The organism is Mesorhizobium maamorense (assembly GCF_044998965.1).
Lineage (GTDB): Bacteria > Pseudomonadota > Alphaproteobacteria > Rhizobiales > Rhizobiaceae > Mesorhizobium.
On sequence record NZ_CP173356.1, the window covers coordinates 5215624 to 5230655 of the forward strand.

A 15032-nucleotide genomic window follows, 5' to 3' on the forward strand; every position below is an offset into this window, starting at 1 on the left:
GAACTCAGTGATGGCCGCCTTCGAGATAGGCGGCGCGCACTTCCGGATTGGCGAGCAGTTCCTTGCCGGTGCCGCTCATGGTCACATTGCCGTTGACCATGACATAGCCGCGCGTCGCCAGCTTCAGCGCGCCGAAGGCGTTCTGCTCGACCAGGAACACGGTCAGCCCCTGCGTGCGGTTCAGCTCGCGAATGGCATCGAAGATCTGTTTGACGATCAGCGGCGCAAGGCCGAGCGACGGCTCGTCGAGAAGAAGCAGCTTCGGCCGCGCCATCAGCGCGCGCCCGATCGACAGCATCTGCTGCTCGCCGCCCGACAGCGTGCCGCCGCGCTGGCCGATGCGCTCCTTCAGGCGCGGGAACAGTGCGAACACCTTCTCGACGTCCTCATCATAGTGCTTGAGGTTGTCTAGGCTGGCGCCCATCTGCAGATTTTCCATCACCGTCATGCGCGGGAAGATGCGGCGGCCTTCCGGCGACTGGGCAATGCGCAAGCGCGCGATCTCGTGCGTCGGCAATTGGGTGATGTCGGCGCCGGCGAAGGTGATGGTGCCCGCGCGGGCGCGCGGCGCTCCAAAAATGGTCATCATCAGCGTCGATTTGCCGGCGCCGTTGGCGCCGATCAGCGCCACGATCTCGCCCTCGTTGACGGTGACGTCGACGCCGTTCAGCGCACGGATGTTGCCGTAATAGGTCTGCACGCCCTTGATATCGAGCAGCGTCTTCCCGGCCATCACTTGCCCCCTCCGCGCTTGGCCCGAACGGGCTTGCCCGCTCCTGTCGCAGGCTTTGCTGCCTGCTTACCGGAAGCATGGCTCGTCGCCACCTTGCCGGCGTCGACGCGGCGCGAGAATTCCGTGTCCTTGCCCTGGCCAAGCAGCCTGGCCTGCTTGACCCATTCTTCGCGGGCGATGCGTCCGTCAAAGGCGAGATACGCTTCGACGGCCTCGACATCGGCCTTCTTCCAGGCGCCGATCTGGTCGAAGTGGAAGATGCCGTGTTCGTTGAGCTTCTTCTCGTTGACCGCGCCGATCCCCTTGATGCGGGTGAGATTGTCGGCCTTGCCGCCGCGGGGCGCCGTGAGGCGGTTCGAGATGCCGGCGGCCTTCGCGGCCGGCGTCGTCTTGGCCCCTGTCTTGATACTCGTCTTGGTGGCCGGCTTCGCCGCCGGCTTGGCCCTCGAAGCAGGTGCTGGCGCGACAGCCTTGGCCGCAACGCTCGCTGCCCGCGCATCGACCTGCGCCGCTTTCGAGGCGCCCTTCGACACCGTGATGCGCTCGCCTTCGCTGTGGCCGACCGTGTCGCTCACCGGGCCGGCGAGATAGGACGACGATGTTCCCGGACCATGCGCGGCATCGGGACCGGTATCGAGTTGCTCGATGACGTCCTCGTCGCCGACTTCGGTCAGCACGGTCTCGACCTCCTCGTCGTCGACGCCGAGATAGGCGGCGATGACGCGCGGATCGGTGCGCACCGACTGCGGATTGCCGTCGGAGATTTTGCGGCCGTATTCCAGCACCACGACGTGGTCGGAGATCTGCATGACCACCGACATGTCGTGCTCGATCAGCAGGATCGAGGTGCCGGTGTTGTTCTTGATGTCCATCAGCAGGTCGTTGAGCGCGGCCGATTCCTTTGGATTGAGACCGGCGGCGGGCTCGTCGAGGCACAAAAGCTCCGGGCCGGTGCACATGGCGCGCGCGATCTCGAGGCGCCGCTGCGCGCCATAGGGCAGGTCGCCGGCCGGATCGTCGGCGCGGTCGACCAGATCGGCTTTCTCAAGCCAGTGCTTGGCAAGTTCGACGGATTCGGCCGAGGCCTTGCGGTAACCGCTGAAGCCGAACAGGCCGAGCACCGTATAGCCCGAAGCCTTCATCAGCTTGTTGTGCTGGGCAACGAGCAGGTTCTCGAGCACCGTCATGCCCGAGAACAGGCGGATGTTCTGGAAGGTGCGCGCCACCTTGGCGCGCGCCGGGATCTCATGGTTGGGCAGCCGTTCGAGCAGGTAGATCGAGCCGTCCTGCCGGGTGAGAGTGATCATGCCTTCCGACGGCTTGTAGAAGCCGGTGATGCAGTTGAACACGGTGGTCTTGCCGGCGCCGTTGGGCCCGATCAGCGCGGTGATCTCGCCGCGCCTGGCGGTGAAGGACAGGTCGCCGATCGCGACCAGGCCGCCGAACTTCATCGACAGGTGTTCGACGTTCAGGATGGCGTCGTTCATGGAGGGGTTCGCGTTCATCAGCCGTGCCCCTCCTTGGTGAAGGAACTGGAGACAGCCCTTCGCACCTTGAGGAAGGCGGTCGGCTCACGGCTGCCGACAAAGCCGCGCGGCTTCCACAGCATGACGATCACCATGGCCATGCCGAACAGCAGCATACGGTAGAGTTCCGGCGTGAAGTCGGGTCCGAAGACCTGCTTGAGGAAGTCGAGTTCGCGCAGCACCTCGGTGCCGCCGATCATGACCAGAGCCGCGACGGCAATGCCGACCAGTGATCCCATGCCGCCAAGCACGACGATGGCCAGGATGATGGCCGATTCCAGGAAGACGAAGGATTCGGGGCTGACGAAGCCTTGCCGGGCGGCGAAGAACGAGCCGGCAAAACCGCCGAACATGGCCCCGGTGGCAAAGGCGGTCAGCTTGGTGGTCGTGGTGTTGATGCCGAGCGAGCGGCAGGCGATCTCGTCCTCGCGCAAGGCTTCCCAGGCGCGGCCGACCGGCATGCGCCTCAGCCTGACCGTGACGAAGGCGGTGAGCAGCGCCAGCCCCAGGATGAGGTAATAGAGGAAGATCTTGTAATAGGCGCTCGATGTGGCGATGTTCAGCACCTTGCCGATGTAGTTCGGATCCGAGACGTTGAAGCTCATCAGGCCGAAGAAGGTGACCTTCGGGATGCCGGAAATGCCGGCCGAGCCATTGGTCACCTCGCGCCAGTTGATGATCACCAGCCGGATGATCTCGCCGAAGGCAAGCGTCACGATGGCTAGGTAGTCGCCGCGCAGGCGCAGCACCGGAAAGCCGAGCAGCACGCCCCAGAAGGCGGCCATGGCGCCTGCGGCCGGCAGGAGGATCCAGAAGGAGAGGCCGTAATGCGTGCCGAGCAGCGCATAGGCATAGGCGCCGACCGCATAGAAGGCGACATAGCCGAGGTCGAGCAGGCCGGCCAGACCGACGACGATGTTCAGCCCCCAGGCCAGCATGACATAGATCAGGATCTGGATACCGAAATTATCGACCCATTTCAGCGACCCTTGCAGCCCGCCGACGAGCGACCACGACATCAGCGACAGCATGCCCACGACAATGATCGGATAGAGCACCAGTGCGGCGATGCCGAGTTTTGTGAAGTTGGCATGGATGAAGCCGCGGAAATAGTAGATCACGCAGGCCAGCGCGTAGATGACCGCAAGGGCGCGCAGGAATTGCAGATAGCCGGCCGGCTCCGCCCCTACCCAGCCGGCGAGAGACCTGCTGAAGACGAACAGCAGCGCCGCGACGATGACGGCCACGATGAAGGCTGGAAAGAGGAAGAAGCGCGACGCCACGCTGGCCGGCAGCAAGCCGGTGGCGACGTCGGCGATCTTCTGGTTGGCCAAAAAGGGCTGGCCGTAGGCGACATAGAGGAAGCGGCCGACGGCGGTGGCGATGACCACTGCGGCGAGCAGGCCCCAGCGCTGCACCAGGATCAGCTCGTTTGAGATGTTCTGGTCGGTCTTGAGCCCGATAAACAGCACGAACAGGCCGAGCGCGATGGCACCGGCATAGAAGGCCTCGCGCAAGGCGCGCTGCATGGGCGTGGCTGCGACGGTGTCGCGCTCGGGAGATACGGTGACGGCCATGATCTCAGACCTTTTCGACTTCTGGCCGGCCGAGAATGCCGGAAGGCAGGAAGATCAGCACGATAGCCAGGATCGAGAAGGCGGCGACATCCTTGTAGTCGATCGAGAAATAGGCCGACCACATGCTCTCGATGAAGCCGATCAAAAGACCGCCCAGCACCGCGCCCGGCAACGAACCGATGCCGCCCAGCACCGCTGCGGTGAATGCCTTCACGCCGGGCACGAAGCCGTCCGAGAAGGCGATGACGCCGTAATACATCAGGAACAGCGTGCCGGCGACGGCGGCAAGTGCCGCGCCCATGATGAAGGTGATCGAGATGGTGCGGTCGACATCGATGCCGAGCAGCGCCGCCATCTTGCGGTCCTGCTCGCAGGCGCGCTGCGCCCGGCCAAGCGAGGTCTTGTTGACCAGGTACCAGAACAACACCAAGAGCAACGCGGTGACGACGACGATGATGATCTGCTTCAGCGACACGCTGATGCCTTCGATGTTGTAGACCTTCGACACCATCGGCGGGATCGGCTTGTTGCGCGGGCCTTGCGTCACCTGCACGAAATTCGACAGCGCGATCGACATGCCGATGGCGGTGATCAGCGGCGCCAACCGGAACGAGCCGCGCAGCGGCCGGTAGGCCACCTTCTCGATCGTCCAGTTGTAGAGGCTGGTCAGCAGCATCGCCACGATCATCATCACCAGCAGCGCGATGACCACGGGAACCGAATAGAACAGGGCACCCAGGATGAGGAAAACGATCAGCGCCGTGAAAGCGCCCACCATGAAGATATCGCCATGAGCAAAGTTGATCATGCCGATAATGCCGTAGACCATCGTGTAGCCGATCGCGATCAGCCCATAGATCGATCCCAGCGTCAGCCCATTGATAAGCTGCTGGACAAAATACTGCATGTGTACATGGCTCCCCTGGAATGTCGCCCATGCAGACGCATTCCTTTTCGTATTTCCCCTAGTCGTAAAGTTTCGAGGCGGGATTGCAACGTCATTTTTTGATCGTCATGCGTGTTTCCGACTGCACGCCGTTCGATTGCCCGTTTTTTCGCACCCGCCCCCTGGACTATCGCGGACCCTATCATTGGCATAACGCAATGTCTTTGACGATTAAGCGTCATCATGCGCTCCATTTCGAAGAAATCGCCGTCAAAATAAGTTGATGAGACGATTCGTTGCGCTCGTGACAGCAATCCTTTTTGTCCTTCCCGACCTTCCGCAGCGTGATGAATCGCCTATTTGACGACGAAGCCGTGCGCGAACGGATCGCGGTCATCGATGAAGATCGTGTTGAGCCCGGTCATGCGCGCCCAGCCGCCGATCGAGGGAATGATCGCCGGCTTGCCTGCGACCGTGACGTCTTTTTCAACCTTGCCCTTGAACAGCGAGCCGATGATCGATTCATGGACGAACGCATCGCCGGCCTTGAGCTTGCCCTTGGCATGGAGCTGCGCCATGCGTGCCGAGGTGCCCGTGCCGCACGGTGAGCGGTCGATCGCCTTGTCGCCGTAGAAGACCGCATTGCGCGCGTCCGCACCCGACACCGTCGGCTCGCCGGTCCACAGCATGTGCGACAGCCGGTTGATGCCCGGATTCTCCGGATGCACGAAAGAGTATTTCTCGTTGAGCCGCTGCCGCACCACCGGGCTCCAGGCGATGAGGTCGCCCGCCGAATGGTCTGCCATGTCGCGATAGTTTTTCTGCGGCTCGACGATGGCGTAGAAATTGCCGCCATAGGCGACGTCGACGACGATCTCGCCGAGCCCGGGGCATTCGACCGTCAGGCCCTCGGCATGGAGGAAGGAGGGCACGTTGGTGATGCGCACCTCTTCGACATATTCGCCGACCTGTTTGTATTCGGCGATGACCAGGCCGGCCGGTGTGTCGAGCCTGAGCACGCCGGGCGTCGTCGGCTTGATCAGCCCGTGCTCGATGGCCATCGTCACCGTGCCGATGGTGCCGTGGCCGCACATTGGCAGGCAGCCCGAGGTCTCGATGAACAGGATGGCGATGTCGCAATCCTCACGCGTCGGCGGGTAGAGGATCGAGCCGGACATGACATCGTGGCCGCGCGGCTCGAACATCAGGCCGGTGCGGATCCAGTCATATTCGGCCAGGAAATGTGCGCGCCGCTCCATCATCGTCGAACCCTGGAGCAGCGGGCCGCCGCCGGCGACCAGCCGCACCGGGTTGCCGCAGGTGTGGCCGTCGATGCAGAAGAAGGATTTCCTGGCCATGACGCTCCTCGAAAAATCAAAACCGTTGTGGACTGAAGGGGGCCACGTCCATCGGCGGAGTCTGCCCCAGGACAAGCTCGCGGATCAACCGTCCCGTCGCAGCAGCCTGGGTCAGGCCAAGATGGCCGTGGCCGAAAGCGTAGACCACCGGCCGGCTTCCCGATGCGCGGCCCACGACAGGCAATGAATCCGGCAGCGAGGGACGAAACCCCATCCATTCGCGTCCGCCCGAAGGATCGAGGCCCGGCAGGAAGTCTTGCGCCTTGCGCAGCAGCGCCTTCGAGCGCGCGTAGTTGGGCGGCCGCTCGATGCCGCCGAGCTCGACTGCGCCGCCGATGCGCAGGCCCGTGTCGAGCGGCGTGATGACGAAGCCTTGGCCGGAGAAAATCAGCATCCGCTTCACCTCGAAGGCGGTCTTTGGCAACGTCGTGTTGTAGCCGCGCTCGGTTTCGAGCGGAATGCGGTCGCCGAGCTGCCGCGCCAGCAGATGCGACCAGGCGCCGGCGGTGACGACCAGTTGCCGGGCTTGCCGCGTCGTGCCGTCGGCCAGCGTCAACGTCGCGCCGTTCCCGTCCGCGGCGACGCCGGCGATGCGGGCCTTCTCGAACCGCGCGCCCTTGGACTGCGCATAGTCCCAGATCGCCTTGCCGAGCAGTTTTGGATCGGCGACCGTCTTCCAGCCCGGCACGAACGTGCCCTTGCCGAAACGCGGCGACAGGCCGGGCTGCAGCTCTGCCAGATCCTCGCCGCCGACATGGCGGAAGCCGATACCGAAGCGCTGGCGCGCCGCCCAGCCGGACAGCGAGGCCTGGAATTCGGCCTCGCTTTCGTAGAGTTCGAGCGAGCCATCCTCGCGCAGCATCCGCCTCGTGCCGGAGCGGTCGAGCAGGCCCATCCATTCGGCCTCGGCGAGCGCCATCATTGCGGCCTGCGCCGCCAGGCCAGCCTCGTAGTGTTTCGCCGAGCCGGCACGCCAGAAGCGGATCAGCCAGGGCAGCAGCTTCGGCAGGTAGGCGGGCGGGATGGCGAGCGGGCCTAGCGGGTCGGCCAGCCATTTCGGCAATTGCCGGAGCATGCCCTTGTGCGCCAGTGGCAGCACGTCGGAAAACGCGAAGGCGGCGGCATTGCCGGAGCTCGTCTCCTCGCAGATGCCGGTGCGGTCGTAGACCGTGACGTTTCGCTCCGCCTCGGCAAGAAACGCCGCCGCGCAGATGCCGATGATGCCGCCGCCGACGATGGCGATATCCACTACTTCCCCCTGTTCACGGGGAGAAGACGCCCGCAGGGCGGGGCGCCGCCGCGCTTCCATCGAATTGGAACTTCCTGTCACCTGGGCGCCGCCTCTCGAAAGAAAGCCTCAGAACGCCGGCAGCGCCGGCCGCACCGCCAGTGCATCCTTGACGATCTTCTCGACCGCCTTGCGTCGCTCGCCCGACAGCGGCTGGCGCGGCATGCGGACGCGGTCGTTGGTTTGAATGGCGAACACCTCGGCAAGCTTGATGTTCTGCACCAGATAGGTCGAGACGTCGAGGTCGAGCAGCGGCCGGAACCAGCGATAGATAGCGAGCGCCTCTTCGCGGCGGCCCTGCTTCATCAGCTGGTAGATCGCCACCGTCTCGCGCGGGAAGGCGGTGACGAGACCGGCCACCCAGCCGATGGCGCCCACCGACAGCGCCTCGAAAGCAAGATTGTCGACGCCGGTGAACAGGTCGTAGCGGCTGCCCAGGCGATTGATGATCTCGGTCGAGCGCCTGATGTCGTCGGAGGATTCCTTGATGGCGACGAAGCGCTTGTCCGACGCTAGTTCCTCCATCTGGTCGACGGTGACATCGACGCGGTAGGCGAGCCGGTTGGAATAGATCATGACCGGCAAGTCGCCGGCCTCCGCGACGGCGCGCAGCGCCGCCACCGTCTCTTCCGCATTGGTATGGTAGATCGGGCTGGGCACCACCATCAGGCCGTTGGCGCCTTCCTTGGCGGCGCGGCGGGCGATGCTGGCGGCCTCGCGTGTCCCGGCCTCGTTCACCGTCAGCAGCACCGGTTTCTTGCCAGCCACCTTCTGCGCGGTTTTCAGCACTTCAATCTTTTCGTCATGGGACAGCATCGGCCCTTCGCCGAGCGATCCGCAGACGATGATGCCGTCGCAGCCGGCCTCGATTTGCAAGCCGAAGCAGCGCTCCATCTCGGCATGGTCGAGGCGGTCGTCCGTGGTGAATTTAGTCGTGACGGCTGGGAAAACTCCGGTCCACATGGTCATCGCTCCTCTGATATATCAGCCGTATATCTATTAAGAAAGCCGCTGTCAACACGGATTTTCCTATGATATATGCAAAATATATCAGGAGACTGCCTTTGATATCCATGCAAATGAGCGCTGCGTTCGAGCCGGCTGCGACCAAGGCCTACCGCATGCTCGAGCATATGATTGTCACGCTCGAACTGGCGCCGGCGAGTTTCGTCACTGAAGGCGGCCTGATCGAGAAGCTGGCGCTCGGCCGTACGCCGGTGCGCGAGGCGATCCAGAGGCTGGCTTGGGAAGGACTGCTCGACGTGCGGCCGCGCGCAGGCATCGCCATCGCGCCGCTGCACCCCGGCGACTGGCTGCGCGTCCTCGACGCGCGCCGCGGCGTCGAGGTGGTGCTGGCCCGCTCCGCGGCGCGCTTCGTCACCCGCGACGCAGCCGACCTCTTCCACGATGCCGCGCTTGCCATGCAGAAGGCTGTCATCTCCGGCAACGTGCTTGCCTTCATCCAGGCCGACAAGACGCTGGACGAGGCGCTGGCGCGGGCTGCCGACAACCCGTTCGCGGCTAGGCTGGCTGCCCCGCTGCAGACCCATAGCCGCCGCTTCTGGTTCCGCTACAAGGCCGATACCGGCCTGGCGGAATCGGCCGAACATCACGTCGCGCTGATCCGCTCGATTGTCGACGGTGACGAGGAAGCCGCCGAAAAGGATGCCAAGCGGCTGATGGCATTGCTGCGCGCCCATGCCGAGGCGGCCGCCACACGTTGAAGCATACCGCCCGACACCGACCTCGGTTCAGGACAGTGCATGCCCAAGACTACGCGTCGCCTGAACCGCTTCGACGCGATGAGGCTCAGGCTCCTGGCAAGGCCGCCTTGATCGTCGGGCTGTCCCAGCCCTCGCCGACGGACAGGATGCAACTCTGGCCCTTGGTGTCGGAGGCGAGGACGGTCCAACTGCCCTGTTCGGAAACGAACACCTCAAGCACCACGTTGGGATTGATCAGGCCACGCCCGGCCTCGCTTTCGTGGAAATTCTCGCCGAGCGCCTTGACGATGTCGGCGCGTGCCGCACATTGGCCGGCTGCATTCGCCGGCCCTATCGATAGCGCCGCCGCGGCGCATAGCAGCATGGACATAAGACGTTGTGCCATCGGACACCTCCTTGCGCCCGACGATGCGATGCTAACGGTCAGCCGTCGGCGCTCTGGTTGCCTGCCATGCCTCCTCCAGGGCAGGATCGTAGCTCTAAGTCCTGGCGCCCTCGCCGGTTCCATCACATTAGCGTTTGCAAAATAACGGCCCGAGCCAGGGGACTCGGGCCGTAGATTTTTGGGTGGTCCTGCCGGCCCGCGCGGCCGCAGCCGAAGGCGAGGACGCGCTATCGGACAAGCGTCCGGCTAGTTCATCGTCGGATGACGAAATCGGCTCCGTCCTTGATGCCGGCCCGCGCGCCCCGCAGCCGAAGGCGAGGACGCGCAAGCAGACAAGCGTCCGGCTAGTTCATCGTCGGGATGACGAACTCGGCCCCGTCCTTGATGCCGGACGGCCAGCGCGAGGTGACCGTCTTGGTCTTGGTGTAGAAGCGGAACGCGTCCGGACCGTGCTGGTTGAGATCGCCGAAGGACGACGCCTTCCAGCCACCGAACGTGTAGTAGGCGATCGGCACCGGGATCGGCACGTTGACGCCGACCATGCCGACCTGCACCCTGGAAGCAAAGTCTCGCGCGGCGTCGCCGTCGCGCGTGTAGATGGCGACGCCATTGCCCATCTCGTGGTCATTGGCGAGCTTGATGGCGTTCTCGTAGGTCGGCGCGCGCACCACCGACAGCACCGGCCCGAAGATCTCTTCCTTGTAGATGCGCATGTCCGACGTGACGTTGTCGAACAGGCAGCCGCCCATATAGTAGCCGTTCTCGTAGCCCTGCATCTTGAAGCCGCGACCGTCGACGACCAGCTTGGCGCCTTCCTTGACGCCGATATCGACATAGCCCTTCACCCGCTCCAGCGCCTGAGCGGTGACCAGCGGGCCAAAATCGGCGGCGGAATCCGTCGAGGGGCCGACCTTCAGGCTTTCGACGCGCGGCACCAGTTTTTCCATCAGCCGGTTGGCGGTGTCGTTGCCGACCGGGACCGCCACCGAGATCGCCATGCAGCGCTCGCCGGCCGAGCCGTAGCCGGCGCCGATCAGTGCATCGACGGTCTGGTCCATGTCGGCGTCGGGCATGATGATCATGTGGTTCTTGGCGCCGCCGAAGCACTGCACGCGCTTGCCTGACGCAGTGCCGCGCGAATAGATGTAATGAGCGATCGGCGTCGAGCCGACGAAGCCGATAGCCTTGATATCGGGGTCGTCAAGGATGGCGTCGACGACTTCCTTGTCGCCGTTGACGACATTGAGGATACCGGCAGGCAGGCCCGCCTCGATGAACAGTTCGGCGATGCGGATCGGCACGCCCGGGTCGCGTTCGGAGGGCTTCAGGATGAAGGCGTTGCCGCAGGCGATCGCCGGCGCGATCTTCCACAGCGGGATCATCGCCGGAAAGTTGAACGGCGTGATGCCGGCGACGACGCCGAGCGGCTGGCGCATCGAATAGACGTCGATGCCGGGGCCGGCACCATCGGTGAATTCGCCCTTCATCATGTGCGGCGCGCCGATGCAGACCTCGACCACTTCGAGGCCGCGCTGGATGTCGCCCCTGGCATCGGCGATGGTCTTGCCGTGCTCGCGCGCCAGGATGTCGGCCAGTTCGTCATAGTCGCGGGCGACCAGTTCAAGGAACTTCATAAGGACGCGCACGCGGCGCTGCGGGTTGGTCGCGGCCCATTTCGGCTGCGCCGCCTTGGCGTTCTCGACCGCCGCGCGCAGTTCCGCCTGCGAGGCCAGCGCCACCGTGCCGCGCACAGAGCCGTCCATCGGCTGCATCACGTCCTGCTTGCGACCGCTGGTGCCGGCGACACGCTTGCCGCCGATGAAATGACCGTATTCGATCATGATGTCTCTCCCTGGGTTTGTGATGGTGCATTGTCCGCCTTTGGCACGCCGATGGCAACGCGAGGGAGAACGCAACCGTTGTGCAGAAAATAGACACCGGTTGACGGGAGAGCATCAATTCTCGCAAATGGGAAGGATCACGAAGACGACGCCCAAGGATTGGCAGGTTGAATTCCTTCACCACAGAACGCGACATTGAAAATTGTCATCCGGACCATCCTCATGAACTGGGATGACGTCCGCATCTTTCTCGCCGTGGCGCGCGCCGGGCAAATCCTTGGCGCGGCGAGGCGGCTCGAACTCAACCACGCCACCGTCTCGCGCCGCATCGCCGCACTTGAAGACGCGCTGCGCACGAAACTCTTTCGCCGGCTGACCACCGGCAGCGAGCTGACGCCCGCCGGCGAGCGCTTCCTCGACATTGCCGAGCGCATGGAGGGCGACATGATCGCCGCCCGCTCGACAATATCGGGCGAAGGCGACGACGTTTCGGGCACGGTGCGGATCGGCGCGCCGGACGGATTTGGCGTCGCGTTCCTCGCCCGGCGCCTCGGCACACTGACCGCGCTGCACCGTGAATTGACGATTCAGCTCGTACCGGTGCCGCGCTCCTTCTCCCTGTCTCGCCGCGAGGCCGACATTGCCATCACCGTCGAGCGGCCGACCGAGGGCCGGCTGGTAGCGGGCAAGCTGGTCGACTACTCGCTCGGCCTGTTTGCCTCGCGTGCCTATGCTGAAGCCCACGGCCTGCCCCAGACCGCTGCCGAGCTGGGACGGCACACATTGATCGGCTATGTGCCGGACCTCATCGTCAGCCCATCGCTCGACTACGCCGCCGAATTCAGCGCGGACTGGCGCACCAGCTTCGCCATTTCCTCCGCGCTCGGGCAGGCCGAAGCGGTGCGGTCGGGCGCCGGCATCGGCATCCTGCACACTTTCGTCGCCCGCTCGATGCCGGAACTGGTGGCCGTCGACGTGGTGGCTCCCATCCGCCGTGCCTACTGGCTGGTCTATCACGAATCGGTCAGGCCGCTGCGCCGCGTCCAGATCGTTGCCTCCTTCATTACAAAGGCGGTGGAGCGGGAGAGAAATCTTTTCGTCTGACGCATGTCGGCCATCGCAGCTTCCTCCACGACACGGAGAACGGCATGATGGTGCTTGACCCCGCCTTCTACGCCAGGATGAAGCCGATTTATGACGAGTATCTCGCCCACTCCAACCCGGTCGCCACCGATGTGACGATCCCGTGGGCCTACCGGCTGCTGTTCGACGAGGGTTGGTGAAACAGGCGTTCTGACGCGATATCCCCCGGCCGCGCCCGCCGATGGCGAGCGGGCGGCGTCTATTTCAGATAGCGCTCCTGCGCCAGCGCGCGGGCGTCGATATCGGGCACTTTGTTCGAGATGATGTCGGCCAGCACCTTGGCCGAGCCGCAGGCCATGGTCCAGCCGAGCGTTCCATGGCCGGTGTTGAGGTAGAGGTTGGAAAGCTCCGTGCGCCCGATCAGCGGCGGCCCGTCCGGCGTCATCGGCCGCAGGCCGCACCAGAACGTCGCCTCCCGCATGGCGCCGGCTCCCGGGAACAGGTCGCCGACCGAGTGTTCGAGCGTGCGCCGTCGCGATTCGTGCAGCCGGAGGTCGAACCCGGAAATCTCGGCCGTGCCGCCGACGCGGATGCGGTCGCCGAGCCTCGTGATCGCGACCTTGTAGGTTTCGTCCATCACCGTCGACACCGGCGCGGCGGCGGCATCCTTGATCGGCACCGTGATCGAATAGCCCTTGACCGGATAGACCGGGATCGGCCGCTTCATCCGGCGCATGAAGTCCGCCGAATAGCTGCCCAGCGCCATCACATAAGCATCGGCGGACAGCCAGCCCTTGCTGGTGCTCATATTGTTGACGCGGTTGCGGCTGCGGATGACGCGCCATATCGTCGTGTCATATTCGAACTTGACCCCGCGTGCCACGCAAAGCTCGGCCAGCCTGTCAGTGAACATCTTGCAGTCGCCGGTCTCGTCGCCCGGCAGTCTCAGGCCGCCGACGAATTTTTCGCGCACCGCGGCCAGCGCCGGTTCCGCCGCGATGCAGCCGTCCTGGTCGAGAATTTCGTAGGGCACGCCATATCTCTTCAGCACCTCGACATCGCCTGATGTGCCGTCGAGCTGCTTTTGCGTGCGAAACAGCTGCAGCGTGCCCTGCGTCCGCTCGTCATAGGCTATGCCGGTCGCCTCGCGCAGCGCCTTCAGCGTGTCGCGGCTGTATTCGGCCAGCGGCACCATGCGCGATTTGTTGACCGCGTAGCGTTCGGCAGTGCAGTTGCGCAGCATCTTGACCAGCCACGTCCACATATGCGGATCGAAGGCCGGCCGCACCACCAGCGGACCATGCTTCATCAGCAGCCATTTGATCGCCTTGAGGGGGATACCGGGCCCGGCCCAAGGCGAGGCATAGCCGGGCGAAATCTCGCCGGCATTGGCGAAGCTGGTTTCCAGTCCCGGCCCTTTCTGGCGGTCGATCACGGTCACCTCGTGGCCAGCCTCGGCGAGATAATAGGCCGTGGTCACCCCGATCACGCCACTGCCCAGCACCATGATTTTCATTCATTCACTCCTTGCCGCGCCGAGCGTCCTCAGGACGCCCGTGGACGCGGCCGTATTTTCGATTTGCGCATGATCCCGAGCGAAAATCGATGTCGATCTTCGAGACCACGCGCCGTTGCCCATTCACGCCGCCGAGGGACCGGGGTCGTCTTCTTCTGTCTGCCGCATTCCGGCCGTCTCGCCAAGAGGCCGCCAATCGGCTGCGGCACTGTAGACGAGCCTGAGCCCGTGCGGTCGGCGCGCGTCAGCCTGGTCTTTCTGCCTGATCGTGCGCCGGGCAGCTTCCGGCTGGTAAAGCACGGCCTTGATCAGGATCGACTCCCGCCTGCCGTCGGCGTGTTCGACCGTTGCCGTCTGGCCTTGCGCCATGCCAAGCATGCAGAGCCCGCGCCTCGTTGCGACCGACAGGCTCGAGCCGACCGGCCCGCGCACCTCGTGCTGCACCAGGGTTCGCGTCTCGGCGGGACCGGCATCGACGCCGAACACCACCCTGCTGTTCAGCGTAACGATGTCGGGGCCGACCGAATCGATCGGCACGACATCGGCGCCTGAAAGCTTGTGTTCGAGCATGCGCACGATCGGATCCGCGAATGCCCGTCGGCGCTCCAGCATGACTTCGAGAACGGCGAAGTCCTTCGTCGTCAGGCAACAATTCGTGCTCGTCATCACCGCCTCGCCATCAAGCTCGTTGCGGGCCGGAAGCCGGCGCATCGACGGCCTCGACGGTCACTGACAGTTCCCGACCGCCACGACCGTTCCAGCAAACCGCCTGCCCAACACTCGCGCCAATGAGCGCGGTTCCCATCGGCGTCAGCACCGAGATGCGGTTCTCGGCTATGTCGGCCTCACCCGGGTAGACCAGCATGATGCGCTGGGCGTCGCCGCTTTCGCCGCGCACGATCACCGTCGAACCCATTCGCACCACACCGGCCGGCATCGCCGCCGCGTTCGTGACGACGGCCCTGTCCATTTCCGAAAGCAGCTCCTCGGCCGTCTCGGGCGCGCGATCGAGCAAAGCCCTGGCCAGGCCCGTCAGCCTGTCATGGTCGGCGTCGCTGATCAGAAGATGGCTGTTTGGACGCAGTTCTTTCGCGTGTTGCATGGCAAACCTCATG

At 64.4% G+C, this 15032-nt stretch carries 15 protein-coding genes; 3 read left to right on the plus strand and 12 right to left on the minus strand.

Features of this window, described 5'->3' with window-relative positions:
- Positions 1-4 precede the first annotated feature (4 nt).
- From ACIU1A_RS26115 to ACIU1A_RS26145, 7 genes are all read right to left on the minus strand, one after another.
- Positions 5-733, minus strand: a complete 729-nt coding sequence (locus ACIU1A_RS26115; protein WP_404925602.1) for an ABC transporter ATP-binding protein — start codon at positions 731-733, stop codon at positions 5-7.
- Positions 733-2238 (minus strand): ATP-binding cassette domain-containing protein, encoded by a 1506-nt coding sequence (locus ACIU1A_RS26120; protein ID WP_404925603.1) that lies wholly within the window; start codon positions 2236-2238, stop codon positions 733-735. Before ACIU1A_RS26120 ends, ACIU1A_RS26115 begins: the two co-directional genes overlap by 1 nt.
- Complete coding sequence (gene livM, locus ACIU1A_RS26125; protein WP_404928016.1) at positions 2238-3788, minus strand: high-affinity branched-chain amino acid ABC transporter permease LivM; 1551 nt, start codon at positions 3786-3788, stop codon at positions 2238-2240. The genes ACIU1A_RS26120 and livM overlap by 1 nt, the downstream gene beginning before the upstream one ends.
- Positions 3789-3840: 52 nt before the next feature.
- Positions 3841-4743 carry a branched-chain amino acid ABC transporter permease gene (locus ACIU1A_RS26130; RefSeq protein ID WP_140493067.1) on the minus strand — a complete coding sequence of 301 codons (903 nt, stop codon included), beginning with the start codon at positions 4741-4743 and terminating at the stop codon, positions 3841-3843.
- Positions 4744-5078: 335 nt separating this feature from the next.
- The gene (locus tag ACIU1A_RS26135; protein WP_140554899.1) at positions 5079-6080 is read right to left on the minus strand and encodes a 4-hydroxyproline epimerase; all 1002 of its coding nucleotides are present in this window, start codon (positions 6078-6080) and stop codon (positions 5079-5081) included.
- Between the two features lie 16 nt (positions 6081-6096).
- Positions 6097-7389 carry an NAD(P)/FAD-dependent oxidoreductase gene (locus ACIU1A_RS26140; RefSeq protein WP_404928017.1) on the minus strand — a complete coding sequence of 431 codons (1293 nt, stop codon included), beginning with the start codon at positions 7387-7389 and terminating at the stop codon, positions 6097-6099.
- A 48-nt stretch (positions 7390-7437) separates the two neighbouring features.
- Positions 7438-8331 carry a dihydrodipicolinate synthase family protein gene (locus ACIU1A_RS26145; protein WP_404925604.1) on the minus strand — a complete coding sequence of 298 codons (894 nt, stop codon included), beginning with the start codon at positions 8329-8331 and terminating at the stop codon, positions 7438-7440.
- A gap of 116 nt (positions 8332-8447) precedes the next feature.
- Here ACIU1A_RS26145 and ACIU1A_RS26150 point away from each other — a divergent pair, with 116 nt between their 5' ends.
- On the plus strand, positions 8448-9092 hold the full coding sequence (locus tag ACIU1A_RS26150) for a GntR family transcriptional regulator (RefSeq protein WP_404925605.1): 645 nt from the start codon (positions 8448-8450) through the stop codon (positions 9090-9092).
- Between the two features lie 85 nt (positions 9093-9177).
- Here ACIU1A_RS26150 and ACIU1A_RS26155 read toward each other — a convergent pair whose 3' ends face one another.
- Positions 9178-9477: a hypothetical protein gene (locus tag ACIU1A_RS26155; RefSeq protein ID WP_140517526.1), complete on the minus strand. Its 300-nt coding sequence runs from the start codon at positions 9475-9477 to the stop codon at positions 9178-9180.
- Between the two features lie 344 nt (positions 9478-9821).
- Entirely contained in the window at positions 9822-11318 is a 1497-nt protein-coding gene (locus ACIU1A_RS26160) for a CoA-acylating methylmalonate-semialdehyde dehydrogenase (protein ID WP_140517525.1), read from the minus strand.
- 222 nt (positions 11319-11540) lie between these two features.
- On the opposite strand from ACIU1A_RS26160, the gene ACIU1A_RS26165 reads away from it, so the two are divergent.
- The gene (locus ACIU1A_RS26165; protein ID WP_404925606.1) at positions 11541-12422 is read left to right on the plus strand and encodes a LysR family transcriptional regulator; all 882 of its coding nucleotides are present in this window, start codon (positions 11541-11543) and stop codon (positions 12420-12422) included.
- 44 nt (positions 12423-12466) lie between these two features.
- The gene (locus ACIU1A_RS26170; RefSeq protein ID WP_263483336.1) at positions 12467-12601 is read left to right on the plus strand and encodes a hypothetical protein; all 135 of its coding nucleotides are present in this window, start codon (positions 12467-12469) and stop codon (positions 12599-12601) included.
- Between the two features lie 59 nt (positions 12602-12660).
- Here the strand turns inward: ACIU1A_RS26170 and ACIU1A_RS26175 are convergent, their stop codons facing one another.
- From ACIU1A_RS26175 to rnk, 3 genes are all read right to left on the minus strand, one after another.
- Positions 12661-13917, minus strand: a complete 1257-nt coding sequence (locus ACIU1A_RS26175; protein WP_140525021.1) for a D-amino acid dehydrogenase — start codon at positions 13915-13917, stop codon at positions 12661-12663.
- Positions 13918-14040: 123 nt separating this feature from the next.
- Positions 14041-14628, minus strand: a complete 588-nt coding sequence (locus ACIU1A_RS26180; protein WP_404925607.1) for a nucleoside-diphosphate kinase — start codon at positions 14626-14628, stop codon at positions 14041-14043.
- A complete protein-coding gene (gene rnk / locus ACIU1A_RS26185) occupies positions 14597-15019 on the minus strand; it encodes a nucleoside diphosphate kinase regulator (RefSeq protein WP_140493045.1) in 423 nt (140 codons plus the stop codon). The genes ACIU1A_RS26180 and rnk overlap by 32 nt, the downstream gene beginning before the upstream one ends.
- Between the last annotated feature and the right edge of the window lie 13 nt (positions 15020-15032).